Source organism: Serratia sp. SSNIH1 (assembly GCF_002935055.1).
GTDB classification, from domain to species: domain Bacteria; phylum Pseudomonadota; class Gammaproteobacteria; order Enterobacterales; family Enterobacteriaceae; genus Serratia; species Serratia nevei.
On sequence record NZ_CP026383.1, the window covers coordinates 4,429,867 to 4,456,042 of the forward strand.

At 59.1% G+C, this 26,176-nt stretch carries 21 protein-coding genes; 5 read left to right on the forward strand and 16 right to left on the reverse strand.

The window, feature by feature from the left end:
* Nucleotides 1–315: 315 nt before the first annotated feature.
* The gene (locus C3F38_RS21380; protein ID WP_079007635.1) at nt 316–633 is read left to right on the forward strand and encodes a hypothetical protein; all 318 of its coding nucleotides are present in this window, start codon (nt 316–318) and stop codon (nt 631–633) included.
* Nucleotides 634–710: 77 nt separating this feature from the next.
* Here C3F38_RS21380 and C3F38_RS21385 read toward each other — a convergent pair whose 3' ends face one another.
* The 4 genes from C3F38_RS21385 to guaB form a co-directional block, all read right to left on the reverse strand.
* On the reverse strand, nt 711–2,336 hold the full coding sequence (locus tag C3F38_RS21385; protein WP_055316289.1) for a cholesterol oxidase substrate-binding domain-containing protein: 1,626 nt from the start codon (nt 2,334–2,336) through the stop codon (nt 711–713).
* A 128-nt stretch (nt 2,337–2,464) separates the two neighbouring features.
* Entirely contained in the window at nt 2,465–3,268 is an 804-nt protein-coding gene (locus C3F38_RS21390) for a helix-turn-helix domain-containing protein (RefSeq protein ID WP_065772192.1), read from the reverse strand.
* A gap of 1,102 nt (nt 3,269–4,370) precedes the next feature.
* Nucleotides 4,371–5,948: a glutamine-hydrolyzing GMP synthase gene (guaA, locus tag C3F38_RS21395; RefSeq protein ID WP_016929743.1), complete on the reverse strand. Its 1,578-nt coding sequence runs from the start codon at nt 5,946–5,948 to the stop codon at nt 4,371–4,373.
* A gap of 101 nt (nt 5,949–6,049) precedes the next feature.
* Complete coding sequence (gene guaB / locus C3F38_RS21400; RefSeq protein WP_004941460.1) at nt 6,050–7,513, reverse strand: IMP dehydrogenase; 1,464 nt, start codon at nt 7,511–7,513, stop codon at nt 6,050–6,052.
* A gap of 170 nt (nt 7,514–7,683) precedes the next feature.
* Between guaB and xseA the strand changes: the two genes are divergently transcribed.
* Nucleotides 7,684–9,060, forward strand: coding sequence for an exodeoxyribonuclease VII large subunit (gene xseA, locus C3F38_RS21410; RefSeq protein ID WP_055312720.1), 1,377 nt, complete (start codon nt 7,684–7,686; stop codon nt 9,058–9,060).
* Between the two features lie 3 nt (nt 9,061–9,063).
* Here the strand turns inward: xseA and C3F38_RS21415 are convergent, their stop codons facing one another.
* Nucleotides 9,064–11,430: a TIM-barrel domain-containing protein gene (locus C3F38_RS21415; RefSeq protein ID WP_055316285.1), complete on the reverse strand. Its 2,367-nt coding sequence runs from the start codon at nt 11,428–11,430 to the stop codon at nt 9,064–9,066.
* Between the two features lie 11 nt (nt 11,431–11,441).
* Nucleotides 11,442–12,752, reverse strand: a complete 1,311-nt coding sequence (locus tag C3F38_RS21420) for an MFS transporter (protein WP_047730079.1) — start codon at nt 12,750–12,752, stop codon at nt 11,442–11,444.
* Between the two features lie 359 nt (nt 12,753–13,111).
* Here C3F38_RS21420 and C3F38_RS21425 point away from each other — a divergent pair, with 359 nt between their 5' ends.
* The 3 genes from C3F38_RS21425 (at nt 13,112) to C3F38_RS21435 (ending at nt 15,623) form a co-directional block, all read left to right on the forward strand.
* A complete protein-coding gene (locus C3F38_RS21425) occupies nt 13,112–14,194 on the forward strand; it encodes a LacI family DNA-binding transcriptional regulator (protein ID WP_047730078.1) in 1,083 nt (360 codons plus the stop codon).
* Nucleotides 14,195–14,256: 62 nt separating this feature from the next.
* A complete protein-coding gene (locus tag C3F38_RS21430; RefSeq protein ID WP_055316284.1) occupies nt 14,257–15,282 on the forward strand; it encodes a M4 family metallopeptidase in 1,026 nt (341 codons plus the stop codon).
* Entirely contained in the window at nt 15,282–15,623 is a 342-nt protein-coding gene (locus tag C3F38_RS21435) for a protealysin inhibitor emfourin (RefSeq protein ID WP_033635587.1), read from the forward strand. The genes C3F38_RS21430 and C3F38_RS21435 overlap by 1 nt, the downstream gene beginning before the upstream one ends.
* A 4-nt stretch (nt 15,624–15,627) precedes the next feature.
* Here C3F38_RS21435 and C3F38_RS21440 read toward each other — a convergent pair whose 3' ends face one another.
* The 10 genes from C3F38_RS21440 to C3F38_RS21485 all read right to left on the reverse strand — a co-directional run bounded on the left by C3F38_RS21440 (nt 15,628) and on the right by C3F38_RS21485 (nt 26,082).
* Entirely contained in the window at nt 15,628–15,849 is a 222-nt protein-coding gene (locus C3F38_RS21440; RefSeq protein WP_055316281.1) for a zinc ribbon domain-containing protein, read from the reverse strand.
* Between the two features lie 12 nt (nt 15,850–15,861).
* Entirely contained in the window at nt 15,862–16,818 is a 957-nt protein-coding gene (locus tag C3F38_RS21445; protein WP_047730075.1) for an AEC family transporter, read from the reverse strand.
* 99 nt (nt 16,819–16,917) lie between these two features.
* A complete protein-coding gene (gene der, locus C3F38_RS21450; protein ID WP_019452357.1) occupies nt 16,918–18,408 on the reverse strand; it encodes a ribosome biogenesis GTPase Der in 1,491 nt (496 codons plus the stop codon).
* Nucleotides 18,409–18,663: 255 nt separating this feature from the next.
* Nucleotides 18,664–19,845: an outer membrane protein assembly factor BamB gene (gene bamB / locus C3F38_RS21455; RefSeq protein ID WP_055316279.1), complete on the reverse strand. Its 1,182-nt coding sequence runs from the start codon at nt 19,843–19,845 to the stop codon at nt 18,664–18,666.
* A gap of 11 nt (nt 19,846–19,856) precedes the next feature.
* Nucleotides 19,857–20,477, reverse strand: a complete 621-nt coding sequence (locus tag C3F38_RS21460) for a YfgM family protein (protein WP_033635592.1) — start codon at nt 20,475–20,477, stop codon at nt 19,857–19,859.
* A gap of 13 nt (nt 20,478–20,490) precedes the next feature.
* Nucleotides 20,491–21,765 (reverse strand): histidine--tRNA ligase, encoded by a 1,275-nt coding sequence (gene hisS / locus C3F38_RS21465; protein WP_025159556.1) that lies wholly within the window; start codon nt 21,763–21,765, stop codon nt 20,491–20,493.
* 139 nt (nt 21,766–21,904) lie between these two features.
* The gene (gene ispG, locus C3F38_RS21470) at nt 21,905–23,026 is read right to left on the reverse strand and encodes a flavodoxin-dependent (E)-4-hydroxy-3-methylbut-2-enyl-diphosphate synthase (RefSeq protein WP_016929756.1); all 1,122 of its coding nucleotides are present in this window, start codon (nt 23,024–23,026) and stop codon (nt 21,905–21,907) included.
* A 47-nt stretch (nt 23,027–23,073) separates the two neighbouring features.
* Entirely contained in the window at nt 23,074–24,048 is a 975-nt protein-coding gene (rodZ, locus tag C3F38_RS21475; RefSeq protein ID WP_038874539.1) for a cytoskeleton protein RodZ, read from the reverse strand.
* Nucleotides 24,038–24,787, reverse strand: a complete 750-nt coding sequence (pilW, locus tag C3F38_RS21480; protein ID WP_033638557.1) for a type IV pilus biogenesis/stability protein PilW — start codon at nt 24,785–24,787, stop codon at nt 24,038–24,040. The genes rodZ and pilW overlap by 11 nt, the downstream gene beginning before the upstream one ends.
* A 98-nt stretch (nt 24,788–24,885) precedes the next feature.
* Nucleotides 24,886–26,082 carry a bifunctional tRNA (adenosine(37)-C2)-methyltransferase TrmG/ribosomal RNA large subunit methyltransferase RlmN gene (locus tag C3F38_RS21485; RefSeq protein WP_004941426.1) on the reverse strand — a complete coding sequence of 399 codons (1,197 nt, stop codon included), beginning with the start codon at nt 26,080–26,082 and terminating at the stop codon, nt 24,886–24,888.
* Nucleotides 26,083–26,176 lie beyond the last annotated feature (94 nt).

Below are 26,176 nucleotides of genomic sequence, written 5' to 3' on the forward strand. Positions count from 1 at the left end.
GACCTCTCCATATATAGCGACACCGTTCATTTTTATCTTTTCCATGGCCCAATACGGCGCTTATTTAGATTTAGTCTTTGTTGGCAAAACCCACAAGTAATAATAATCTTAAAAAACCACAAAACTGCTGAAACGTCACAAAAAGTGCGACACCAATATTAACGACGGCGTTATGAGTTGCATATTTCAACGCCGACCTCTTTAATCTAAGCGTATTCTCATCAAGCTGTCATTCACAAAGGCTGCGAGAATTAAGCGGCGAAACGCTTTACGTTTCGTTCCTGAGGCATAGGGATAAAGTTGAAAGGATTTACTATGAAAGAGCTAAATACTGCAGAGATCGAAATCGTTTCTGGTGCGGGGATTATTTCCGATACGGCAAGCTTTGTATCAGGATTTGCCGGCGATGTTATCATTGATACCGTAAAATTGGCCAATGATGCGCTTAATACCCGATTGATCTCTTCCGTAGGCCAAGGGTTCAACGCGATCGGTTTTGGCTTGGGCGCCGTTCATAATGTCGCGGACTCGCTTGGCTATGCGGCATTTAAAAGCGTTGCAGCCGTAGGCTCCCTGCTGGGCGGGGATGCAAGCCGTATCGAATATCATTACGAGAAAGAATGGGGTGCTTGAAAACAAGCGGCTCCCTCTGAAAGGTTAATGATGCTAACCACCTGCCCAATCAGGTGGTTATTTCAATTACGCACTCACTAACTCTTCTGTTTGAAAACCGCTTTGGTCAATGGAGAGGAGAACACGTTGTGCGGATCGTACTTATTCAGCACGTTGCAGGCATGATTCCAACTGTCATTGTTCCCTGCCCCGGCATTAAAGCTGCGCGGAATGTTTACTTCGAGTACGGTTTTATCCTGCCACGCTGCCTGTGACGTATAACCCCAGCCTTTACTCCACTCTACGCGAACCGTCGCATAGTCGCCCGCATAGTGGCTAAAAATCCATTTTTCCATTTCACTGTAGAATTTATTGGCATCCGGCGTATCGGGCATGGTCAGAATATCCAACCAGATCGCGACATCCCATTCCGGATGGGATTCAACGGGACGAATAGCCGAAAGATCGGGAGCAATGGCATTGGCCACCGCGCTCTCTTTTGCACTGTCCAATCCGGTGACGCGAATTTCAATCGGGCCATTCATCGGAAATGAATTCTTGCGCTGGTAATCGGCCACCATTTCTTCATATTTTTTCGTGAAATCGTGCAATACGTTTTGAATATTGCTCCGCTTCGTGATTATCGCGTAACCATTGGCCGTCACGCGCAGCGTTGTCGGCTTCACATACAACAGCAGATCCTTGCTCCACCCCCACAGATCCGCCGACACGGTGGCCCCTAAACCAATGCTGACCAACTCCATCTGCGCCTTGCCGAGTGTCGGGGTCAGCTCCGGGTGGCCATTATTGATTTTTTTAATGATATCGGAAATTTTAACCGGCAAATTATCCGAGAACGGATAGTTAAATGGACCATTAACCGGTTTTGACACTTTTGGGAAGCTGTCTTCTTGCTTCCACACTTTCAGCCATGGTTTTTCCGTGAACGGGAACCAGATGACTTCAACGCGCCCGCACAGATCCAAGAAATGGCTGAAGGTATTTTTTGTCGTGCTCGCAGTGGAAAAAAGATCCGCCGCGGTGACATTAACATAACTTTGACAGCGTAAACGCCGGTTGCGCGGCACCTGCAGCGTCACTTCGCTGATAAAAGCCCGGCCGACATGCACCAGGAATGCCGAGCTCTCCGCATTATCACGCGTAAACTCCTTTAATTCATACTTCGACCGCGCCTGATCCCAGACGACAGCTTTTAGCGACACCACGCTATTGCTCACGGAACCAAAGCTGGCAAACTCAGCCAGAGGCTCATCTTTTGCCGGGACGCAGGTTCCATGGCCGCCGATGGCGAGCACGCCGCCCAGGGTCAGATCGCCAGGCGCCGGCGTCGCGTAAAAGCCGAGTTTCTTTTTTTCTAATTCAGTGAGCAAAGCCTGCATTGTCACCCCCGTTTGCGCGGTGACGTATCCATGCTCTCCCACTTTATTGATTGAGATGTTTTTGAATTTCCTGGTGAGGTCGATCAGCACGACATTGCTGTTATCCTCCCCGTTTGCAATAACGAGCGGGGACCAGTTGTGCTTGATGCCAACCGGACGCACGCAATATTTATTCTCATGCGCCCAGTTAATTACGGCCAAGAGCTCATCCGTATTTTGTGGATAGCAGGTCAGAATATGATTGCCGGAGATTTCTTTTGACCAATTAACAAAATTGACATACTCATAGCCCACAGGGAACGTGTTCAAACTAGAACCAGTCATAACTGACTTCCTTTTAAAATTAAAATCGATAGAGATAAAAACGGCAACAGCCCGAGCGCTAATTAATCACCCTGATAAGCACCTCCTTTTCCTTGGGATAATCCCTCTGTTTTACTGCCCGAATAGCGTCAAGACTTACCAATATAAATCAACACCTTGACGTTAATTTCCGCGTATTGAAAATTCTTTTCTTTATGCAACTCAATTAAAAAGCCGTTTCTTATTCGCACACCAAGCAAAGGAAGATAGGCGTCATAGATGCTGTCAAAAAAAACCAGGTATTCGTTCAACCTGCCGTTAAACTCGAACAATAAATACTGCCCCCTTATCAACGTCAGATTGCGTGTCTCGTAGTACCCTTTGCTGAGCGTTACTTCCCAACCGGATGAAGCCAACTTTACCGTGCGCATTAACGTATCGGTATTTTTCCCTGTGCGGCTGCCGTATTTCTGTCGTTCCTCTCCTCCAGAGCTGGAAGCATTCATCGAATGATAGAGAAAAAACTTATATCCCTTAAGCAGATATATGTTCTTGGGCATTTCGATAAAATGATATGCTGACGGATTTTGTATTAAAAAGGGAGGGAGATGTTTGGAAAAGTCCCATTCCTGGCTCGTTCTAAAGTCCTTTGGGCTTTCACCGAAAAAGCGTTGAAAGGCGCGGCTAAAAGCCTGCTGGGAGCTAAAGCCGATAGCAGTAGCCACTTCCAATACTTTTAAATCAGACTGTTTGAGCATGACGGCAGACTTGCTCAGACGCCTATTTCTGATATACGTCGCTATTTTCATTCCCGTATAACGCTGAAACATTCTTTGCAAGTGCCATTTCGAATAACCAGACAAATCCGATAACTTTTCTATCGAGAGATCATGCTGTATATTCATATCGATCAAATTAACTAGCTCGACCACAATACTATGCTGGTAACTCATAATGACATCCATGCCCTAACAAAACCCACCCTCAGACAACCTGCTCATTGGGCTGTTATCCATTAAAATGAAAAACAAAGCGCTGCCGCAATCATGCAATTAGGATTAGAATGTGAAAAACGATGAACCTTTTATAGTTGATTAACAAAGAGATACTTCTTTTTGGGTAGACACACTCCTTGTGACGTTATTGGTATAATTCTTATAAAGCTTTTCCCTAGTGAAGGCTTTTCCTGTCTCTTTCATCTTGACCAATATCCACCCTGACGTTGTGCAACTAAGCAGTCAAAAGAAAGCATATCCTGGCATCCGTTGATAAATCGCTTGCCTCCCTCTCGGCGGTGCATTTTAATACCCTTACATTTAGAGTAGCCTATGTAGATAGCTTAGAAAATATCAAATTCCAGATAATTACACAGTTCGCACTTTATGTTACGATAATAATTAAAAGATAAGAAAAATCATATAATTAGAATTTCAATTCCAAAAAATGAATGCCGATAAAACGTAGGAATCGCCCTTGAGCAGGGTTATTAAAAACAATGAAACCGCTGATTTCCCCAATAAAAACAGAAGGAAAGATTTATAAAATAAGAAATAGACTAATTCACCGCATCTTTCTGATATATTTATTCGTCAGACCAAGTCTTTCAGAAAAATCCCATAAAAGGGCGCACGGAGTCCTTTAATTTTCGCAGAGGATTAATTAGCTACGCCATCGCCCGATGCCGATGAGTTGACGCGCCTCAATACGGCAATTCATTTTAATGCCGCTGCCCGGCGGATACGGTGAATAAAGCCCCGTTATCCGACGACATCATCGCACCGGCGAAGTGCGCGTAGTTGCAGAATACCATTCTGCGGATAGGCGCAAAGCCGAGATGGAAAACGCCGCGCCTCAGGAAATGAGCCGTAAGCAAAGCGCAGGCAGCTCCGCGCGGGCTGTCCTCTCCATTCGCGCCTCTCTCAACCCAGCCCTCCTTTCGGATCGGAGGCCGTCTACGGCACAGGGCGCCAAACATCGGGCATAAAAAAACCCGCCGTTAAGCGGGTTTGGTTCTCATGTGCGGTTCACTGACGCCAGCCTACGCCGGACGCGGGATTACTCCCACTCGATCGTCGCCGGCGGCTTGCCGCTGATGTCGTACACCACGCGGGAGATGCCGTCCACTTCGTTGATGATGCGGTTGGAGACGCGGCCGAGGAAGTCATACGGCAGGTGCGCCCAGTGCGCGGTCATGAAGTCGATGGTTTCTACCGCACGCAGGGAGACCACCCAGTCGTATTTGCGGCCGTCGCCCATCACGCCGACCGAACGCACCGGCAGGAACACGGTGAACGCCTGGCTGACTTTGTTGTACAGGTCGGCTTTGTGCAGCTCTTCGATGAAGATGGCGTCGGCGCGGCGCAGCAGATCGCAGTACTCTTTCTTCACTTCGCCCAGCACGCGCACGCCCAGACCCGGGCCCGGGAACGGGTGACGGAACAGCATGTCGTACGGCAGGCCCAGCTCCAGGCCAATTTTGCGCACTTCGTCTTTGAACAGCTCTTTCAGCGGCTCGACCAGGCCCAGCTTCATCTCTTTCGGCAGGCCGCCCACGTTGTGGTGCGACTTGATCACGTGCGCTTTGCCGGTGGCGGAAGCGGCGGATTCGATCACGTCCGGATAGATGGTGCCCTGCGCCAGCCATTTCACCTGCTCTTGCTTGCAGGCTTCTTCGTCGAACACTTCAACGAACACGCGGCCGATGATTTTACGCTTGGCTTCCGGCTCGTCCACGCCCGCCAGTGCGGTCAGGAAGCGATTTTCCGCCTCGACGTGCACGATGTTCAGGCCGAAGTGGTCGCCGAACATTTCCATCACCTGCTTGGCTTCGTTCAGGCGCAGCAGGCCGTTGTCGACGAACACGCAGGTCAGGCGTTTGCCGATGGCGCGGTGCAGCAGCATCGCGGTCACGGAGGAGTCTACGCCGCCGGACAGGCCGAGGATCACGTGGTCTTCACCCACCTGCTCGCGGATGCGCTCGACCGCATCTTCGATGATGGTGGCCGGGGTCCACAGGGCTTCACACTGGCAGATGTCCAGTACGAAACGCTCCAGCATGCGCTGGCCCTGACGGGTGTGGGTCACTTCCGGGTGGAACTGCACGCCGTAGAAGCGTTTTTCTTCGTTGGCCATAATGGCGAACGGGCAGGTGTCGGTGCTGGCGACGGTCACGAAGTCGGACGGGATCGCGGTCACTTTGTCGCCGTGGCTCATCCACACGTCCAGCAGCGGTTTGCCGGCCGGGCTGATGGCGTCTTCGATGTCGCGCAGCAGCGCGCTCTCTTTGACGATTTCCACCTGCGCGTAGCCGAACTCACGTTCGTTGGAGCCCTGCACATGGCCACCCAGCTGCATCGCCATGGTCTGCATGCCGTAGCACACGCCCAGCACCGGCACGCCGGCGTTGAACACGTAGTCCGGGGCGCGCGGGCTGCCGGCTTCGGTGGTGCTTTCCGGGCCGCCGGAGAGGATAATGCCGCTTGGGTTGAATTCGCGGATCTGCTCTTCGCTAACGTCCCAGGCCCACAGTTCGCAGTAAACGCCGATTTCGCGCACGCGGCGGGCGACCAGTTGGGTGTATTGCGAACCGAAGTCCAGTATCAGGATGCGATGCTTATGGATATTTTGTGTCATTGAGGCGAATTCCAGCAACAAGAGAAAAAGAGCGAAAATGTGTGTTTCGGGATGGGGCTTAACGCCCCACCCCGGCCTCTCACTCAGGAGAGGTTAAGGCATTAGCCCATGCGGTAGTTCGGCGACTCTTTGGTGATGGTCACGTCGTGCACGTGGCTTTCCTGAATGCCGGCGCCGCTGATGCGCACGAACTCCGCCTTGGTGCGCAGATCGTCGATGGTGGCGCAGCCGGTCAGGCCCATGCAGGAGCGCAGGCCGCCCATCTGCTGGTGCACGATGGCTTTCAGCATGCCTTTATAGGCGACGCGGCCTTCGATACCTTCCGGCACCAGTTTGTCGGCGGCGTTATCGGTCTGGAAGTAACGATCGGAAGAGCCTTTGGACATCGCGCCCAGCGAGCCCATGCCGCGGTAAGATTTGAACGAACGGCCCTGATACAGCTCGATTTCGCCCGGGGATTCTTCGGTGCCCGCCAGCATGGAGCCGACCATCACGCAGGATGCGCCCGCGGCGATCGCTTTGGCGATGTCGCCGGAGAAGCGGATGCCGCCGTCGGCGATAACCGGGATGCCGGTGCCTTCCAGCGCTTCCACCGCGTCGGCGATGGCGGTGATCTGCGGTACGCCCACACCGGTCACGATGCGGGTGGTGCAGATAGAGCCAGGGCCGATACCGACTTTCACCGCGCTCACGCCGGCTTCAGCCAGCGCTTTGGCGCCCGCTGCGGTCGCGACGTTGCCGCCGACGATCTGCAGATCCGGGTATTTGGCGCGGGTTTCGCGGATGCGCTGCAACACGCCTTCGGAGTGGCCGTGCGAGGAGTCGATCAGCAGGACGTCAACGCCTGCCGCCACCAGCGCGTCAACGCGCTCTTCGTTGCCGGCGCCGGCGCCGACCGCCGCGCCTACGCGCAGACGGCCGTGCTCGTCTTTACAGGCGTTCGGTTTGCGTTCCGCTTTCTGGAAGTCTTTAACGGTAATCATGCCCAGCAGGTGGAAGCTGTCGTCCACCACCAGCGCTTTTTCTACGCGCTTTTCGTGCATCTTCTGCAGCACCACATCGCGCGCTTCACCTTCTTTCACGGTGACCAGGCGATCTTTCGGCGTCATGACTGCGGTGACCGGCTGGGTCAGATCGGTCACGAAGCGCACGTCGCGGCCGGTGATGATGCCGACCAGCTCGTTGTCTTCGGTGACGACCGGGTAACCGGCGAAGCCGTTGCGCGCGGTCAGCTCTTTCACTTCCTGCAGCGTGGTGGCCGGGGTAACGGTCTGCGGGTCGGTGACTACGCCGCTTTCATGCTTCTTCACGCGGCTGACTTCTTCAGCCTGGCGCTCGATGGACATGTTTTTGTGGATGAAGCCCAGGCCGCCTTCCTGCGCCAGCGCGATGGCCAGGCCGGATTCGGTAACGGTATCCATGGCTGCGGACAGCATAGGGATGTTCAGGCGGATGGTTTTGGTCAGTTGAGTGCCGAGCTCTGCGGTGTTAGGCAGAACCGTGGAGTGGGCTGGAACCAGGAGGACGTCGTCAAACGTCAGAGCTTCTTTAGCGATACGTAGCATGGGCAATATCTCACCAGGGTGGGCTGTGAAAAAGATAAAATATTGCCGCGGCATTATACAGAGCGGAATCGGTTGCCTCCAGCACTTTCTTACAAAAAGTCTTGATTACCTTTTTCAGCCATGTAGTATCGACCAATTAAGTGATTGTTTTGAAATTTGATCTGGGTCACATGTCGCTACCTGTTTCGCCTTCCATTTTTACCGTAAGCCGCCTCAATCAGACGGTTCGCCAACTGCTGGAAATGGAAATGGGGCAGATTTGGCTCTCCGCCGAGATCTCCAACCTCTCCCAGCCCGCCTCCGGCCACTGGTATTTCACGCTGAAAGACGACCGCGCCCAGGTGCGCTGCGCGATGTTCCGCAACAGCAACCGCCGCGTCACCTTCCGGCCGCAAAACGGCCAGCAGGTCCTGGTGCGCGCCAGCATCACGCTGTATGAACCGCGCGGCGACTACCAGCTGATCGCCGAGAGCATGCAGCCCGCCGGCGACGGCCTGCTGCAGCAACAGTTCGAGCAGTTGAAACAGCGCCTGAGCGCCGAAGGGCTGTTCGATCAGCAATTCAAGCAGCCGCTGCCCGCCCCGGCAAAACGCGTCGGGGTGATCACCTCCGCCAGCGGCGCGGCGCTGCACGATATTCTGCAGGTATTGCAGCGGCGCGATCCGTCGCTGCCGATCGTCATCTACCCCACCTCGGTGCAGGGCGCGGAAGCGCCGATGCAGATCGTGCGCGCCATCGAGACCGCCAACCGCCGCGACGAATGCGACGTGCTGATCGTCGGCCGCGGCGGCGGTTCGTTGGAGGATCTGTGGAGCTTCAACGACGAACGCGTGGCGCGGGCGATCTTCGCCAGCCGCATTCCGATCGTCAGCGCCGTCGGCCATGAAACCGACGTCACCATCGCCGATTTCGTCGCCGATCTGCGCGCGCCGACCCCTTCCGCCGCCGCCGAACTGGTCAGCCGCAATCAGCTTGAGCTGTTGCGCCAGCTGCAATCGCAGCAGCAGCGGCTGGAGATGGCGATGGATTACTACCTGGCACAGCGCCAGCAGCAGTTCACCCGCATTCACCACCGTTTACAGCAGCAGCATCCGCATCTGCGCCTGGCGCGCCAGCAGACGCTGCTGTTCAAGCTGCAGCGCCGGATGGAAGACGGCATGCAGCAACAGCTGCGCCTGGCCGCCCGCCGCAGTGAACGCGCCCAGCAGCGGCTGGCGCAGGTGCAGCCGCAGGGCCGCATTCACCGCTACCAACAGCGCGTACAGCAGCAGGAATACCGCCTGCAGCAGGCGATGGAGCGGCAGCTCAACGCCTACCGCCAGCGCTTCGGCGTGGCCTGCAGCCAGCTGGAGACCGTCAGCCCGCTGGCGACGCTGGCGCGCGGCTACAGCGTGACGCAAACCCCGCGCGGCGAGCTGCTGAAAACCACCAAACAGGCGCAGGTCGGCGAACTGCTGAAAACCCGCCTGCAGGATGGCTGGGTGGAAAGCGAGGTGAAAACCATCACCGTCGCCAAAAAGCCGCGCAAGAAACGCGCGGCCGAGTAACCCCTACTCCAGCGTAAAACGCTCGCCCGGTTCGCCGTTCACCCACAGTACGCGCGTTTCGCCTTCCGGCAGGCTGAGCGTCAGCGTGCGCCAGGCCGGGCGGAAACGCCCTTCCGTCGTGATATCCAGCATGATGCGCTGATTGTCGCAGCGCATTTCCCAGCGCAGCCACAGCGCATCGCCCTGCCGCCAGCCGTCGCTTTCACCGTCGTCCTCAAACAGCAGCCCGCTGCTTGCGCCGCAGCCCTTGAGCGGAAACAGCCGCAGCTCGCGCCGATCGTCGGCGGCCACGTCCACATGCGCCAGCCGCTGCGACAGCGGCAGCGCCGCCCCGGCGCGCACCAGCAGCGGCAGGCGCTCCAGCGGCGCCGCCAGCGTCACCGTTTGGCCGCCGCCGAACCATTGGCCGCTATAGAAGCAGTACCAACCTTCGCCGTTGTCCGGCAGATACACCGAACGCCGGCGCTGCCCCGGTTCCACCACGCTGGCCACCAGCAGATCGCGGCCGATCAGAAAATCGTCGTTCTCGCCGAAGGTGCGCGCATCCTGTTCATGATCGAGGAAGGTCGGGCGCAGCATCGGTTCATCGTCGGCGCAGGCCTGCCACAACAGGGTGTAGAAATACGGCAGCAGCCGGTAACGCAGGTTGATCGCCTCGCGCACCGCCGGGGTGGCGGCCGGGTACATCCAGGGCTCGTTGACCGTGGCGTCGTCGTTCCAGGAATGAATGGTGAAACGCGGATGCATCACGCCGTTTTGCACCCAGCGCACCAGCAGCTCCGCATCCGGTTTGTCGCCGGAGAAGCCGCCGACGTCGTGGCCGAGGTTATACAGCCCGGACAGGCTCATGCCCAGCCCCATGCGGATGTTGTAGCGCAGCGTCTGCCAGCTGGTGCGGTTGTCGCCGCTCCAGGTCTGCACATAGCGCTGCATGCCGGCGCAGCCGGAGCGCGAGATCAGGTACGGGCGCTTCTGCGGCGCGAAGCGCTGCTGGGCCTCCATCGAGGCCCGCATCATCAGCAGTGGCATCACCGGGCGGATGTGCTTGATGGCGATCGACCGCCCGAAGCCGTGGCAGCGCGCTTCGCCGTCCCACACTTCGTACTCGTTGTTGTCGTTCCAGGTCGAGTCGATGCCCATCTCCAGCAGCTGCTGCGTGACGCCCTGCTGCCACCAGCGCACCGCCGCCGGGTTGGTGAAGTCGAGGTGCGATCCCTCGTCGTCCCAGAAGCTGGAGCGCTCGGGCGCGTCACTTTGCGAATCGCGGATAAACAGCCCCTGCGCCGCCACCGCCTGATACTGCGGGTGATCCTGCAGCAGACACGGTTTGATGTTGGCCGCCAGCCTGAGGCCGGCGTCGTGAAACGCCTGGCTCAATTGCTTGGGCTGCGGCACCTTGTCGTAGTTCCAGTTGAACACGTAGCGCTTGTTGTTGATTGAGGTGTAGCCCGACGACAGCTGGAAGGAGTCGCAGGGGATGGCGTGTTGGCGGCACAGCGCGATGAACTGCTGCAGCTGCTGCTGGGCGTCCGGCGCGTCGGTGTAGTGCATGGTCGAGCCGCTGTAGCCGAGGCTCCACTTCGGCCCGAAGTGGGTGCGGCCGGTCAGGCGCACGAAGGCCTTGGTGACGTCCACTACCTTCGGCCCGAGGAACAGGTAGTAATCCAGATCGCCCGCTTCGGCCTGATAGCGGCGATAGGCCGTATGGTAGTTGTCGATCTCGTTGCCCAGATCCAGCCAGCAGCTGCTCAGGTTGTCGTAGAACAGGCCGAAGCTCGCCTCCGGCCCTCGGGTGATGGTAAACGGAATGTGCTTGTACAGCGGATCGGTGCTGGCGGCGTTGTAGCCCATGGCGTCCAGATTGCGCATCTCGAAGCGGCGGCCGGTGCGCTCCAGATCGCCGGCTTTCTCCCCCAGGCCGTAATAGCGTTCATCGGCGAAACGGCGCTGGTAGTGCGCCACGCCGTCGCCGTGCGCATTGAGCAGGTAGGCGCTGGTCGGCCGATCCGCCGCCAAGGGCCGCCACTCGCCGGCGGCGTTACAATACTCCCACGCCAACCACAGCGGCTGATGCACCGTTACGCGCAGCCGCGGCGTGCTGACCACCAGCCGCTCGCCCTCCTGGCGCAGCTGATAGCCCGGCAGGCTGAAGCCGGCGACGCTGAGCCGATCGCGCCCCTCCCAGGGCACATCCTCCTGCGGCGCGATGCTCCAGGTGCGATCCAGCGCCAGCTCGCCCTCACGTTTGATCAGCACGCGGAACAGATCGTTTTCCAGCACGTACAGGCAGAAACGGTGGCGTTCATCGACCAGCAGCTCAACGTGGTCGGCATGCTGCGCCGCCAGCGTCCAGTTTTTCAAGGTTTTCATAAGCATTCCACTTAGCTGTGTGAAGGTGTTTTCTTACCGCCGCGTTCGGCGATCAGGGCAATCAGGAACAGGGCGCCGATCAGGTCAAAGAAACCCATGGCGATGAACAGCGGGTTGAAGCCGACGGTGTCGGATACCGCGCCGATCAGCAGCGTGAACAGGAAGCTGGCGATCCAGGCGCTGGAGCCGCGCATGCCGTTGACCGTCGCCATCTGGTTTTTATCGAACGATTCCACCACCAAGGCGCTGAGCATGCAGGAGATCACCTGGTGGCCGAAGCCGCCGATCGAGATCAGCGCGATCGCCACATAGGGATCTTGGGTGATCGCCACGAACGCCAGCGACACCATCAGGAAAGCGCCGGTCACCGAGCTGGCGACCACCGAGTTGACGCGGCTGCAGCCGAACCATTTGCGGTACAGGGTGGTGAGATAGCCGCTGGCGACGCTGCCGATATCCGCCGCCAGGAACGGTAACCAGGCGAACATCGCAATCTGTTTCAGATCCATGCCGCGTTCGGTAGCCAGGTACAGCGGCACCCAGAAGCTGAAGACCGCCCAGGCCGGTTCGGCGAGAAAGGCCGGGATGGCGATGCCGTAGAACTTCTTGTTCTTGCACAGGCTGGCCAGCGAGGTGAGGAACGGCAGCTTCGGCAGCACCGGCTCGTTGTCTTCGCGGATCAGATCCAGCTCTTGCTGGCTGAGGTTCGGGTGCTGCTGCGGCGAGTGGTAGAACAGCCACCACAGCACCACCCAAATCAGCGCCAGCCCGCCGGAGAACAGGAAGGCGCCCTGCCAGCCGAAGGAGACGTGAGCGATAACGATGATCGGCGGCGCCAGCATGGCGCCGATGGAGAAACCGACGCCCGCCCAGCCGGCGGCGATCGGCCGCTCCCGCTTCGGGAACCAGTCGGAGATCGCCTTGGCGTTGGCCGGGGTGGCCGCCGCCTCCGCGCCCCCCATGAAGAAACGCAGAATGGCCAGTTGCAGCCAGCTGCCGGCGCCGGCGTGCAGCATGCATACCACAGCCCAAATGCCGGCGCAGATCAGAAAGCCCATCTTCAGGCCGATAACGTCGATCAGCCAGCCGCAGATCGGCTGAAACACCGTGTAGGCCAGCTGGAATGACGCCACCACCCAGGCATATTGCTCGGTGCTCATGTTCAGGCTGGTTTTCAGCTCCGGCGCCAAAATGCCCAGCGAGTTGCGGGTGATGTAGTTGACCGTGACGCCCAGCAAGAACAGCGCCAGCATCCACCAGCGCAGCGATTTGAACTTGCGCCGGCCGCTCTGCGCGACCGCCTGATTGATCTCCACACTCATCGGTTCTCTCCCCGCGGCCGCCGGCGACGGCGACGCGCGTTTTGGTAGGGTACGTTGTGCTATCAAACTCGGGACGGTGAAAACGGGTCGGCGCCGTAGCATTGGCCGACAGACAATCACAACCCCATGATTTATTTTTTGTTTTCTTTTTCGTACACCGATAAAATTGGACTGACAGGTCGCTAGAATTGGTGTACCAATGCAGACTACTCAGCGAGAGCGCGTAGCGAAACGGGGTTTTTTGCAAAGATTTTCACAGACGGGTGAAAAAATAGTCATAATGGGCATGAAAGCCTGTCAAGACGCTGAAAATCCGCGGTGAAAATATTCTCATGGACGAATTTGAAGGAGATCACAGAATGAACGGAAAGCTGAAAATTCAGGAGATCGCTCGCCAAACCGGGTTGTCGATCAGCACCGTTTCCCGCGTACTGGCGGGCAAGGCCAACACCAGCGCAGAGGCGCGCCGCAAGGTGCTGGACTGTGCGCAGCAAAACGGCATTCTGCAGGGTATTTCCAGCGGCCGGCTGATGCTGAACAACGTGATGGTGTTCGCGCCGCAGCGCGCGTTCGACGTGCGCACCGACATCTTCTACTACAAGGTCATTCAGGGTATCGCCGCCGCGCTGATGGAGCACGAGGTGCGCATCCGCTACTGCGGGTTGGAAGAGCAGCACAGCGACGGCGCGCTGTTTCTGGAAAAGATGAGCGACCCGCACACCGAAGCGGCGCTGATCATCGGCATCGACGACGAACACATCCACACCCTGGCCGCCGATCTGCACAAACCCTGCGTGCTGATCAACTGCAGCGATCGGCAAATGCGGCTGGACAGCGTCTCACCGGATCATCAGCTGATCGGCGACTATTCCGCCAGCTACCTGTTTCAGCAGGGGCACAGCCATATCCTCAATCTGCAGTGTCTGCGCCGCCACACCATGGAGCTGCGGCTGGCGGGCATCCGGCAGGCCTACGCCCGGCATCATTTGCCGTTCGACGACGGCCGCCATCTGGTCACCACCTCCGGCTTCGGCAGTGAAGAGGCCGAGCAGGCGCTGACCACCTATCTCGATGGCCTCCACGGCCACTCCCCGCTGCCGACGGCGATCCTGGCCGGCGGCGACTACATGGCGGTCGGGGCGGTCAAGGCGCTCAACAAGCGGGGGCTGAGCGTGCCGGGCGACGTCTCGGTGATGAGCACCGACGGCTTCAACCTGGCGGAAATCCACGATGTGCCGCTGACCTCGGTGCAGGTTCCGCGCGATGAGCTGGGCTACGAGGCGATCCAACTGCTGCAGCGGCGCATGCTGCGCGCCGACGCGCCGCCGTGCAATCTGCTGCTGCACGGCCGGCTGGCGGTGCGCGCCTCGGTGCGGCGTATCAGCCCGCACAAGACCGCGCCGGCGGTGAGCACGCATGACCACAGGCTTTATGACGAGTAGGCTACACTTAGGCACAGTGCATTCATTCGATGAGGTAAAATTTTTGCCTAAGGAGAGCCACTATGCCAGCCCAGCGCATGCGTTCCGTCATTCCTCCCTACATGCTGCGCCGCATCATTGAACACGGCAACGCCCCGCAGCGCGACTGCGCGCTGCACACGCTGAACCACGTGCAAAGCCTGCTCGGCAACAAGCCGCTGCGTTCGCCGACCGAGAAAAACGCCCGAGCCGGTGAAGCGCTCCGCGATATCTACGACGCCCAGAACGGCACCCAGCTGCCCGGCAAACAGGTGCGCAAAGAAGGCCAGCCCAGCAACCACGACGTGACGGTGGACGAAGCCTACGACTACCTCGGCGTCACCTACGATTTCTTCTGGCAGGCCTACCGCCGCAACTCACTGGATAACCAGGGGCTGCCGCTGGTCGGCAGCGTACATTACGGCAAGGAGTACCAAAACGCCTTCTGGAACGGCCAGCAGATGGTGTTCGGCGACGGCGACGGCGAAATCTTCAACCGTTTCACCATCGCCATCGACGTGGTCGGCCACGAGCTGGCGCACGGCGTGACCGAGAGCGAAGCCGGGCTGATCTACTACCAGCAGTCCGGAGCGCTCAATGAGTCGCTGTCCGACGTATTCGGCTCGTTGGTCAAGCAGTTCCACCTGCAGCAAACCGCCGATAAAGCCGACTGGCTGATCGGCGCCGGGCTGCTCGCCAAGGGCATCAAAGGCAAAGGGCTACGCTCGATGTCGGCACCCGGCACCGCCTACGACGATCCGCTGCTGGGCAAAGACCCGCAGCCCGCCAACATGAAAGATTATATCCAGACCAAGGAAGACAACGGCGGCGTGCATCTCAACTCTGGTATCCCCAACCGCGCCTTCTATCTGGCGGCGACGGCGCTGGGCGGATTCGCCTGGGAGAAAGCCGGCTACGTCTGGTATGACACGGTGTGCGACAAAGCGCTGCCGCAAAACGCCGACTTCGCCACCTTCGCCCGCACCACGGTGAAACATGCGCTAGCGCGTTTCGACCAGAGCGTGGCGGACAAGGTGCAGCAAGCCTGGCATCAGGTGGGGGTGGAATAATGAAACCGCTGCCGACGCTCAATCAGGATACGGTCATTGAGCTGGCGCGCGAGGGAGGCTTCGCCTACATTCCCAAACTGGCGGGCCAGCGCCGCATCGCGCTGGCCGATATCACGCCGGAGCAGCGGCAGCGCCTGAATCAGTTGCTGAACCAGACGCTGCCCTATGCGCAGGAAGAAGGCCAGCCCACCTCCCCCGGCTGCGGCGACCAGCGCTACTACCGCGTGCAAATCAACTACACCAGCCCCACCCTGAGCACTGAGATCGTGCTGTTAATCCCGGAAAGCAGCGCACCGCAGGCGCTGGTGGATCTGTGGAAAACCGGCCAGGTGGATGAGTGAGGGCTTACAGCGGCTGATAGCTGAAATTCACCCGTTTTTTGGAGATCAGCCCGTGCCCGTTCTGGCACAGGTAATCCACCGCCCCGCAGGCTTTCAATTCTTGCAGCGGCTGCCCGCACTCCGGGCAGCTCGCCAGCTGCCGATAATCGCGGAGGCAGGCTTCACAATGGTAGTGACCCGCTACCCACTTCATGGTCTGACGGCAGTGCGGACAGTGCGCTTCCATAACGACTCCAGGTTAAATCGCGCCCCATGAGCGCAAGAAATAGATCCCCAACGCGGTGGTGAAGAACGAACCGACGGTGGTGATGGCGATAATGTTGGCCGCCAGCGTGGCGTTGCCGCCCATGGCGCGCGTCATCACATAGCTGCCCGAAGCGGTCGGCGTGGCGGAGAACAGGAAGATAATACCCAACGCCGCCCCCTGAAACCCGCACAGCCAGCCGGCCAGCGTCATCAGGCACGGCACCAGAAACAGCTTGGCCGCCGACGACAGCGCCGCCACGTTGGACGAGCGGAACATGGCGCGAAAATCCAGGCTGGCGCCGGTGCACAGCAGCGCCAGCGGCAGCGACAGCGCGGAGATATAGCTGCCGGTCTGGCGGATCACGGTCGGGATGCCCAGCCCGGTTTGCGCATACAGCAACCCGCACACCAGGCCGATGATCAGCGGGTTGGTAACGATGCTGCGCAGCAGCGACAGGTGGCTGATTTTCTTGCCCTGCCCGCCCTGCAGGCTGCGCGTCAGAGTAATCACCGACAGCACGTTGAACAGGATCACCGTCACCGTCAGGTACAGCGAGGCGAGCGCAATCCCTTCGCTGCCATAGGCGGTCATGGCGTAGGCCAGGCCGACGATGGCGGTATTGGCACGGAAACCGCCCTGCACGAACACCCCGCGCTCACGCGGTTCTTTCACCAGCCACTTGGCCGCCAGCTCCAAGAGCAGGAAGGTCGCCAGCGTGCCGACCGCGCCGAACAGCACCAGCGGCAGGTTACCGAGCAGCTGCGGATGGTTGGTGGCGATGCTGAAAAACAGCAGACACGGCAGCGCCAGATTGAACACCAGGCGGGTCGCGCCGTCGACGAAGCGGTCATCCATCAGGCGCCAATGGCGCAGCAGGATCCCCAGCAGCATCATCAGCAGATTCGGCACGGTGACGTTGAACGCAAAACTCCAGGTTTCCCAGGACATGGTGTTCCTTCAGGCAGGCGAGGTAATCTTCAGATAATAAAACGATTTCGGGCCAATAAAAAAGGGGCGCGGCATCGCTGCCGCGCCCCTCATGAGCGATTACTTGCTCTTTTTCAGGTGGCTCATCAGACGCTTGCGCTTACGCATCTGGGTCGGCGTCAGCAGGTTGCGTTTGCCGGCGAACGGGTTGTCGCCCTCTTTGAACTGGATACGGATCGGCGTCCCCATCACGTTCAGCGAGCGGCGGAAGTAGTTCATCAGGTAGCGCTTGTACGAATCAGCCAGATCGCTGACCTGGTTGCCGTGGATCACCACGATCGGCGGGTTGTAACCGCCGGCGTGAGCGTATTTCAGCTTCACGCGGCGGCCGCGCACCAACGGCGGCTGGTGATCGTCAACCGCCATCTGCATGATTTTGGTCAGCATCGAGGTGTTTACGCGACGGGTTGCGCACTCGTAGGCTTCCTGCACCGATTCGAACAGGTTGCCGACGCCGCTGCCGTGCAGCGCGGAAATGAAGTGCACGCGCGCGAAGTCGACGAAGCCCAGACGCAGGTCGAGCATCTCTTTCACGTGCTCGCGATCTTCTTCGCTCATGCCGTCCCACTTGTTGACCGCAATCACCAGTGAGCGCCCACTATTGAGGATAAAGCCGAGCAGCGAAAGATCCTGATCGGAGATGCCTTCACGCGCGTCGATCACCAGCAGCACGACGTTGGCGTCTTCAATCGCCTGCAGGGTTTTGATCACCGAGAACTTCTCGACGGTTTCAGTCACCTTGCCGCGTTTACGCACCCCGGCGGTGTCGATCAGCACGTATTCGCGCTCGTCGCGCACCATCGGAATGTAGATGCTGTCGCGGGTGGTGCCCGGCATGTCATACACCACCACGCGCTCCTCGCCGAGGATGCGGTTAGTGAGCGTAGACTTACCGACGTTCGGGCGGCCGACGATCGCCAGCTTGATCGGCAGATCCTGCGGGTTGAACTCTTCTTCCGGCTCTTCGTCTTCTTCGCCTTCCAGCGTTTCGCCGTTTTGCTCGGCCCAGTAAGCGGCGTTGGCCTCTTCCTCGGTCAGCTCGACGTCTTCCGGTTTTTCCGGCACGAACGGCACCAGCACGTGTTCGATCAGCTGGGTCACGCCGCGGCCATGGGAAGCGGCGATAGCGAACACTTCACCCAGGCCGAGCGAGTAGAAATCGGCGGTGGCGGTATCCGGATCCAGCCCGTCGGTCTTGTTGGCCACCAGGAAGGTCGCCTTCTGGCGGCTGCGCAGGTGTTGGGCGATGCCCTGATCCGCCGGCATCAGGCCGGCGCGGGCGTCGACCATGAACAGCACGATGTCCGCTTCTTCGATCGCCAGCAGCGACTGACCGGCCATGCGCGTTTCAACGCCGTCTTCGGTGCCGTCGATACCGCCGGTATCGACGATGATGAATTCATTGCCTTCGATTTCAGCACGACCATACTTGCGGTCACGCGTCAGCCCCGGGAAATCCGCCACCAGCGCATCACGCGTATGGGTTAAACGGTTGAACAAGGTGGATTTACCCACATTCGGGCGCCCGACCAGCGCGACGACAGGTATCATTGTTGAAGCCTCATTACTTAATAATCAATGCGTTACTGCACTGTGGATAGACACCAGCGGTGCAGCTTATAAAATACGAAACGGCCCCTGAACATTCAGGAGCCGTTTTCCCCTTCATCTTTCGCGCCACAGCGACGTTGTCTGCGCACCTTCGCCTCGGTCACTTAGTTCACTAAGCTCCCGAGGGCTCATGCGCTTGCCACCTGGCTGCAACCCGAAATCTTTCGGGCGCAAGAAGGGTCACGACGAGCGGCGTTAGCGGGTGAAAGCGTAAACTTTCCCACCGCGAGCCTGGATGACCATCTTGTCGCCGGCCACCATCGGCGCAGACAGGAAGCCGGAGCTGTCCACTTCCTGCTGGGCGACAAAACGGCCATCGGTGGTGTTGATCCAGTGCAGATAGCCTTCGGCGTCACCGGTCACCAGATAACCATTATACATCACCGGCGGCGTCAGGTTGCGGTGCAGCAGATCGCTCTGCGTCCACACGGTCACGCCGCCTTCGGTGCTGAGCGCGACTACGCGATCGTTCTGGTCGATCAGGTAGATGCGGCCCGCGTCGACGATGAAATCGTTCACCGAACCCAGCTCGCGTTTCCAGATAATCTGGCCGGAACGCAGATCCAGCGCCGTCAGGTTGCCGTTGTAACCCAGCGCGTAGACCACGCCATCAACGATCACCGGCGTGGTATCCACGTCGTTCAGGCGATCGATTTCGGTTGCGCCGCTCGGCTGGGAAATGCGCTGTTGCCAGATAATCTGACCCTGCTGCATCAACACGGCGCTGACGCGGCCGTTGTCACCGCCGACGATGGCGGCGCCAAAGGCGACGGCCGGCGCGGATTCACCGCGCAGCGACAGCGAAGGCATGTCCAGGTTAACCGTCCACTTCACCGCGCCATCGGCTTCGTTCAGCGCCTGCAGCATGCCGTTGGAGGTGTGCACCAACACCATGCCGTCGCTGACAACCGGACGGGAGATCGCTTCACCGGCCACTTTGGTCTGCCAGGCGATGGCACCGTCGGCGGTGTTCAATGCGTAAACCACCGCTTTTTCGCTGCCGACGTAAACCTTGTCACCCGCGACCGTCAGGCCGCCCGACAGCAGCGCAGACAGGTTGCTGGAGAAGAAGCCGGTCTTCTCTGAGAGATTGACCTTCCACTTCTCGTTGCCGCTGTCGGCGTCCATCGCTTTCACGATGCCGAAGCGATCGGCGGCGTAAATGGTGCTGTCCTGATAGGCCGGACGCAGGTGGGAGTAATACTCACCGATACCGTCGCCCACCGAGGTGCTCCACGCCTTGTTCGGCGTAAACTGATTTTCAACTTTCGGCAACGGCGACATGGTAACCACGTCTTCTTCGCTGTTAAACAGCGAGCAACCACTCAGCAAGGCAGCGGAAACCAGTCCGACCAAGAGTGTTTTACGCAATTGCATGGGAATTCCCCTTAGCTGGACAAGTTATTCAATTTCATGCGCAGCAGAACCTGCAGCGCCTGAGAAGCGTTGGACTCAATGCCTTTGCTGTAAGCTTCGCGCGCGCCCTTGGCGTCGCCCTTGGCCAGCAGCACATCGCCGCGCACATCCTGCATCATCGCCGCCCAGCCTTCGCCTTTCACGCCATCCAGCGTTTTCAGCGCTTCATCCAGCTTTTTCTCCTGCAGCTGGACGCGCGCCAGACGCAGATCGATCATCGCCAACAGGTTGTCGTCTTTGGTCTGGCCCTGCGCCAGCGCCAGTTGTTGTTCCGCCTTGGCGAAATCATTCTGTTCGACAAAGTGCTTGGCCAACTGCAGCGCGGCCAATACGCCGTAGCTGTTGCCGTTAGCCTGGACAAATTTCTCCGCGGCAGCCACGTCATCCGGCTTGCCGGCCGCCAGACGATCGCTGGCTTCCTGATAGGATTGCGACGCAGCCATCATGTTGGAGTTTTCATGGCTCTGCCAGTAACGCCAGCCAACCAGGGCACCAATTCCGAGCACCACGCCCACCGCCAGCGCTTTGCCGTTCTCGGCAAAGAACCGACGCAGTGCGTCGACTTGTTCGTTTTCAGTGGTATAGACTTCCACGGTGTCCTTCTCCTTAACCTAACATCAAAGCCAGACGCGCAGCGACTTCGCTTTGCGCCAGCGTTTCTTGTTCACCACTGCGCAGGTCTTTTACCACCACCTGCTGCGCCGCCACTTCGCTCTCACCCAGGATCAGCGCGATGCGCGCGCCCCATTTGTCCGCACGGGTGATCTGCTTCTTGAAGTTGCCGCCGCCGTAATTGGTCATCAGCTTCAGCTGCGGCGCCGCATCGCGCACCTGTTCAGCCAGCTGCATCGCCGCGCTCTGGGTGCCCGCGCCGGAAGAGATGACGTACACGTCGATAGCCGACGGCGCCTTGAATTCCGGGTTAACCGCCTGCACCAGCAACACCAGGCGCTCGAGGCCCATGGCGAAACCGACCGCCGGGGTGGCACGGCCGCCCAATTGCTCGACCAGGCCGTCGTAACGGCCGCCCGCGCAGACGGTGCCCTGCGCGCCCAGGCTGGTGGTTACCCACTCAAACACGGTGCGGTTGTAGTAATCCAGACCGCGCACCAGACGCTCGTTAACGGTATATGGGATACCTGCCTGCGCCAAAAGTTCACACAGACCGGCGAAGTGAGCACGGGATTCTTCGTCCAGGTACTCGGACAGGCGCGGCGCGTCGTTCAACAGCGCCTGCACCTCAGGATTCTTGGAGTCCAGCACGCGCAGCGGGTTGCTGTACATGCGGCGTTTGCAGTCTTCGTCCAGCACCTCGACGTGCTGCTCCAGGAACGCCACCAGCGCGTCGCGGTAGTTGGCGCGTGCCTCCAGCGAACCGATGGAGTTCAGCTCCAGCTTGACGTGCTCGGCGATGCCCAGCGCTTTCCACCAGCGGGCCGTCAGCAAGATCAGCTCGGCGTCGATGTCCGGGCCTTGCAGGCCGAACACTTCCGCACCCAGCTGATGGAACTGACGGTAGCGGCCCTTCTGCGGGCGCTCGTAGCGGAACATCGGGCCGATGTACCACAGACGCTGTTCCTGATTGTACAGCAGACCATGTTCGATGCCGGCGCGCACGCAGCCAGCCGTCCCTTCCGGACGCAGCGTCAGGCTTTCGCCGTTGCGGTCTTCGAAGGTATACATCTCTTTTTCCACGACGTCGGTCACTTCGCCGATCGCGCGTTTGAATAACGGGGTCTGCTCTACAATCGGCAACCGGATTTCGCTGTAACCGTAGCTGCCCAGCACCTGCTTGAGGGTGCCTTCAATACGCTGCCATAATGCCGTTTCTTCCGGCAGGTAGTCGTTCATGCCGCGAATGGCTTGAATGTTCTTTGCCACGTGAGTTCTCTGTCCGTTGTCTGTAAAAATGAACCCGATTATAGGGACTTTGCCGCCCGGTATTCAACGCGGATGCGGTTTTCTGCCCTTCAGGTTCATAAACAAGCGGGCCAACAGGCCCGCCGCGTAGCGATAACGCTTATTTTTCCAGCAGGTTGACCGTGATGCGGTTGCTTTCGTCCATCATCGCGGCCTTGGCGCGAATTTTCGCTTCCAGCTGGTCGATCATCTGTTCGTTGTCGAAACGCTCTTTCTGGCGCACGCCGTCTTCATAGAAGCCGCTCTTCTTGTGGCCGCCGGTCACGCCCATGGTGGACACCAGCGCTTCGCCCGGGCCGTTCACCACGCAGCCGATGATCGAAACGTCCATCGGCGTGATGATGTCTTCCAGGCGCTGCTCCAGCGCGTTCACCGTGCCGATCACGTCGAACTCCTGACGCGAACAGGTCGGGCAGGCGATGAAGTTGATGCCGCGCGCGCGGATGCGCAGCGACTTCAGGATATCGAAACCGACCTTCACTTCTTCGACCGGATCCGCCGCCAGCGAGATGCGCAGGGTGTCGCCGATGCCTTCAGACAGCAGCATGCCCAGGCCGATGGCCGATTTGACCGACCCGCTGCGTGCGCCGCCGGCTTCGGTGATGCCCAGATGCAACGGCTGATCGATGCGCGAGGCCAGCAGGCGGTAAGATTGCACCGCCAGGAACACGTCCGACGCCTTGACGCTGACCTTGAACTGGTCGAAGTTGAGGCGATCGAGGATGTCCACGTGGCGCATGGCAGATTCCAGCAGCGCTTCCGGCGTCGGTTCGCCGTACTTTTCCTGCAGATCTTTCTCCAGCGAGCCGCCGTTGACGCCGATGCGAATCGGGATGTTCTTGTCGCGGGCGCAGTCCACCACCGAGCGAATGCGCGATTCGTTACCGATGTTGCCCGGGTTGATGCGCAGGCAGTCTACGCCGTATTCGGCAACCTGCAGCGCGATGCGATAATCGAAATGGATATCGGCGACCAGCGGCACGTTGACCTGCTGCTTGATCAGCTTGAACGCCTCGGCGGCGTCCATGGTAGGAACCGAAACGCGGACGATGTCGACGCCCACGCGCTCCAGCGCTTTGATCTGATTAACCGTTGCTTCAACATCGGTGGTACGGGTGTTGGTCATCGACTGCACGGCAATCGGCGCGCCATCACCAATAGGCACCTTGCCGACGTAAATGCGTGTAGATTTTCGACGGTTGATGGGCGCTTGGTTATGCATTACTTACTCTCCATTGCTGCTCTGACATCACGACCGGGGCCGCGCGATTACTGCGCGGCGACGGTCAGGCGAGCAACACGGTTTGACTTAACGAACCGGCTTAAATCAACCGGTTTACCCTGATACTGGATCTGTACTGCCGCCGGCGCGCCGATGGTCAGTTTATACGGCGCGGTGCCGGCCAGGTTCAGCTTGCCGCCCTTCTTCTGGGTGCCGCTGAACAGCGTTTTACCGCTCGCGTCGCTCACCTGCAGCCAGCAGTCGGCGGAGAAGTCCATTACCAGCGCATTTGGATCGGCTGCGGGCGCAGCCACGCCCGCATCGGCGGTCGGCAGCGGCGCTTGTGCCGCCGGGGTGGTTTCCGGCAGGGTAGTCTGGCTTGGCGACACCACGGCAGGCTGCTGCTGAGCCGTGCCCGGCACCTGAGCGGTAGCCGCCGGTGCCTGAGCCGCTGCGCCGGCATCGGCCGGCGCAGCGCTGTTGTCGGTCAACGGCACGTTGGTGCCGGCGTCGGCGTTGCCGTCGGTCAGCGGCACGGACTGCCCTTCGTTATTCTGTGAAAGCTGCGCGGAGGACTGATCGGCCATGGTGGCGATCTCTTCCTGCTGGGCCTTGTGGTTTTGCCACCACCAGGCGCCGGTCAGGCCGATCACCACGAACACGATAAGCCAGGTGAAGCTCATCAGCCAGCCGTCGCGTTTCTTGCGGCGCTTGCCCAGCGAGAAGCTTTGCATCGGCGCCACTTTCGCCATCTTCAACGGCGCCTGCTTGGCCAGCATCGGCAGCAGTTCGTCTTCCGGCAAATGCACCAGCTTGGCGTAGGAACGGATGTAGCCGCGCACGAAGGTGGACGCGAGGTCAGCAGACACGCTGTCTTCCTCGATATCGCGCACGGTGGACATTTTGAGACACAGGCGTTCTGCAACGGTCTGTTGGCTCAGCCCGAGTTGCTCACGGGCCTGACGCAGGCGCTGGCCCGTCGTCATGGATACGGTTTTATCTTGGGAGGCTTCAGTATTCATTAGCTAAGAACTGCTGGTACTGTTTGGATTGTGGAAAACTTCGCGCTAGCTGCTTGCCATAGCGTTGAACGCTATCCTGACGGCCGGCTAACGCGGCGAAACGAATCTGTAACCATAAGCTGCTGGCGCTGGCCGGCAGAACATGCTGATAAACATCCAATAAAAGTTGCGACTGGGCGCGCTTCCCTTCTCCAAATTGCTTTTCGGCCTCCGCCAACAGCGGAGTGCCTTTGTCCGGATCGACCTTCAGCGCGCGGCTTAACAGCGTGCGCGCCTCATCGTTTTGTCCGGCCTTGAGAAAACAGTAACCTGCGTTTTCCAGGCTGTCGGCGACCTGGCCATAATCGGGCGCCAGCGCCGCAGCGCTAAACTGCTGTTGCGCCGGTACATACTGCCCTAAACCGCAAAGAAACGCACCGTAATTATTCAATACGGTGCCATTGCCTGGCGCAAGTTTGAGCGCTTGTCGATAACGTTGTTCGGCTGCGGCATTTTCACCGATCCGCTGCTCATAGAGCGCCATGCCCAACTGCGTGCGGTAATCCTGCGGGGCCGCGTCCAGCGCCTTTTCCAGGTTCTGGCGCGCGGCGTCCATGTCGCCTTGCTGCAGGTACTCCAGGCCCAGTTGCAACCGCGTCTGGCCCGCCTCAGAGACTTGTGCTTCCTTTTCCGGCGCTGAACCGGAACACCCGGCCAACAACCCGGCCGCCAGCCACACACCCCACAGTTTCAGCTTCATGCCCGCATTCATTTCCTTATCGGCCGTCAGCTAACGCCCACCAGCGACATGCTTGCGCATAACAGGCTGTTAGATAACAAAAAATGGTGTTATAGGATTCAGACCGCCCGTACGTTGATAGGTTCCCCAGCCATTTTCTTCTTCAGGGTACGCTTGGTACGGTCGATCACTTCACCCGCCAGTTGCCCGCAGGCGGCGTCGATATCGTCACCACGGGTTTTACGAACAATAGTCGTAAAGCCGTATTCCATCAACACCTTGGAGAAACGATCCACCCGGCTGTTGGAGCTGCGGCCGTAGGGGGCGCCCGGGAACGGGTTCCATGGGATCAGGTTGATCTTGCACGGCGTGTCTTTCAGCACTTCCGCCAGTTGATGCGCATCGTCGGTGCTGTCGTTGATATGATCCAGCATCACGTACTCGACGGTCACGCGGCCCTGATTGGCGTTGGATTTCTCCAGATAGCGACGCACCGCGGACAGGAAGGTCTCGATGTTGTACTTGCGGTTGATCGGCACGATCTCATCGCGGATGGTGTCGTTCGGCGCGTGCAGCGAAATCGCCAGCGCCACGTCGATCATGTCGCCCAGCTTGTCCAGCGCCGGCACCACGCCGGAGGTAGACAGGGTCACGCGGCGTTTGGACAGGCCAAAGCCGAAGTCGTCCAGCATGATTTCCATCGCCGGCACCACGTTGTTCAGGTTGAGCAGCGGCTCGCCCATCCCCATCATCACCACGTTGGTGATCGGACGTTGGCCGGTCACCTTCAGCGCGCCGATGATTTTCGCCGCGCGCCACACCTGGCCAATGATTTCCGACACGCGCAGGTTGCGGTTGAAGCCCTGCTGCGCCGTCGAACAGAATTTACACTCCAGCGCGCAGCCTACCTGCGAGGAGACGCACAGCGTCGCGCGGTCGGCTTCCGGGATGTACACGGTTTCGACCTGCTGATCGCCGACTTTAATCGCCCACTTGATGGTGCCGTCGGCCGAACGCTGTTCTTCCGCCACTTCCGGCGCGCGGATTTCCGCCACGCGCTGCAGCTTGCCGCGCAGGACTTTGTTGATGTCGGTCATCTGCTCGAAATCGTCACAGCAGTAGTGGTAAATCCACTTCATCACCTGATCGGCGCGGAACGGTTTCTCGCCCATTTCGGCGAAGAACTCGCGCATTTGCTGGCGGTTCAGGTCCAGCAGGTTGATTTTGGCCGCAGCCGGTTGCTCCACGTTAACGGAGGGGGTAGTCAGCGAATTATTTTCAGACACGGTGTGCTCGGACGTGATGGGTTCTAACATAATGATCTCTGGCCTCGTTATTACACGTTATGGCGCTAAAGAATGGACAGTAAGTTGTGCATTTCAGCCCGCATGGTTCGGGTGGCGGCACTAA

Excerpts from the sequence above, each read along its gene's own strand:
- ispG (WP_016929756.1), bottom strand. The coding sequence starts at position 23,026 with ATGCATAACCAAGCGCCCATCAACCGTCGAAAATCTACACGCATTTAC.
- C3F38_RS21380 (WP_079007635.1), top strand. The coding sequence starts at position 316 with ATGAAAGAGCTAAATACTGCAGAGATCGAAATCGTTTCTGGTGCGGGG.
- C3F38_RS21445 (WP_047730075.1), bottom strand. The coding sequence starts at position 16,818 with ATGTCCTGGGAAACCTGGAGTTTTGCGTTCAACGTCACCGTGCCGAAT.
- guaB (WP_004941460.1), bottom strand. The coding sequence starts at position 7,513 with ATGCTACGTATCGCTAAAGAAGCTCTGACGTTTGACGACGTCCTCCTG.
- C3F38_RS21415 (WP_055316285.1), bottom strand. The coding sequence starts at position 11,430 with ATGAAAACCTTGAAAAACTGGACGCTGGCGGCGCAGCATGCCGACCAC.
- guaA (WP_016929743.1), bottom strand. The coding sequence starts at position 5,948 with ATGACACAAAATATCCATAAGCATCGCATCCTGATACTGGACTTCGGT.
- C3F38_RS21420 (WP_047730079.1), bottom strand. The coding sequence starts at position 12,752 with ATGAGTGTGGAGATCAATCAGGCGGTCGCGCAGAGCGGCCGGCGCAAG.
- pilW (WP_033638557.1), bottom strand. The coding sequence starts at position 24,787 with ATGAAGCTGAAACTGTGGGGTGTGTGGCTGGCGGCCGGGTTGTTGGCC.
- C3F38_RS21385 (WP_055316289.1), bottom strand. The coding sequence starts at position 2,336 with ATGACTGGTTCTAGTTTGAACACGTTCCCTGTGGGCTATGAGTATGTC.
- der (WP_019452357.1), bottom strand. The coding sequence starts at position 18,408 with ATGATACCTGTCGTCGCGCTGGTCGGGCGCCCGAATGTGGGTAAATCC.
- C3F38_RS21390 (WP_065772192.1), bottom strand. The coding sequence starts at position 3,268 with ATGAGTTACCAGCATAGTATTGTGGTCGAGCTAGTTAATTTGATCGAT.
- bamB (WP_055316279.1), bottom strand. The coding sequence starts at position 19,845 with ATGCAATTGCGTAAAACACTCTTGGTCGGACTGGTTTCCGCTGCCTTG.
- C3F38_RS21485 (WP_004941426.1), bottom strand. The coding sequence starts at position 26,082 with ATGTTAGAACCCATCACGTCCGAGCACACCGTGTCTGAAAATAATTCG.
- C3F38_RS21425 (WP_047730078.1), top strand. The coding sequence starts at position 13,112 with ATGAACGGAAAGCTGAAAATTCAGGAGATCGCTCGCCAAACCGGGTTG.
- xseA (WP_055312720.1), top strand. The coding sequence starts at position 7,684 with ATGTCGCTACCTGTTTCGCCTTCCATTTTTACCGTAAGCCGCCTCAAT.
- rodZ (WP_038874539.1), bottom strand. The coding sequence starts at position 24,048 with ATGAATACTGAAGCCTCCCAAGATAAAACCGTATCCATGACGACGGGC.
- C3F38_RS21440 (WP_055316281.1), bottom strand. The coding sequence starts at position 15,849 with ATGGAAGCGCACTGTCCGCACTGCCGTCAGACCATGAAGTGGGTAGCG.
- C3F38_RS21435 (WP_033635587.1), top strand. The coding sequence starts at position 15,282 with ATGAAACCGCTGCCGACGCTCAATCAGGATACGGTCATTGAGCTGGCG.
- C3F38_RS21430 (WP_055316284.1), top strand. The coding sequence starts at position 14,257 with ATGCCAGCCCAGCGCATGCGTTCCGTCATTCCTCCCTACATGCTGCGC.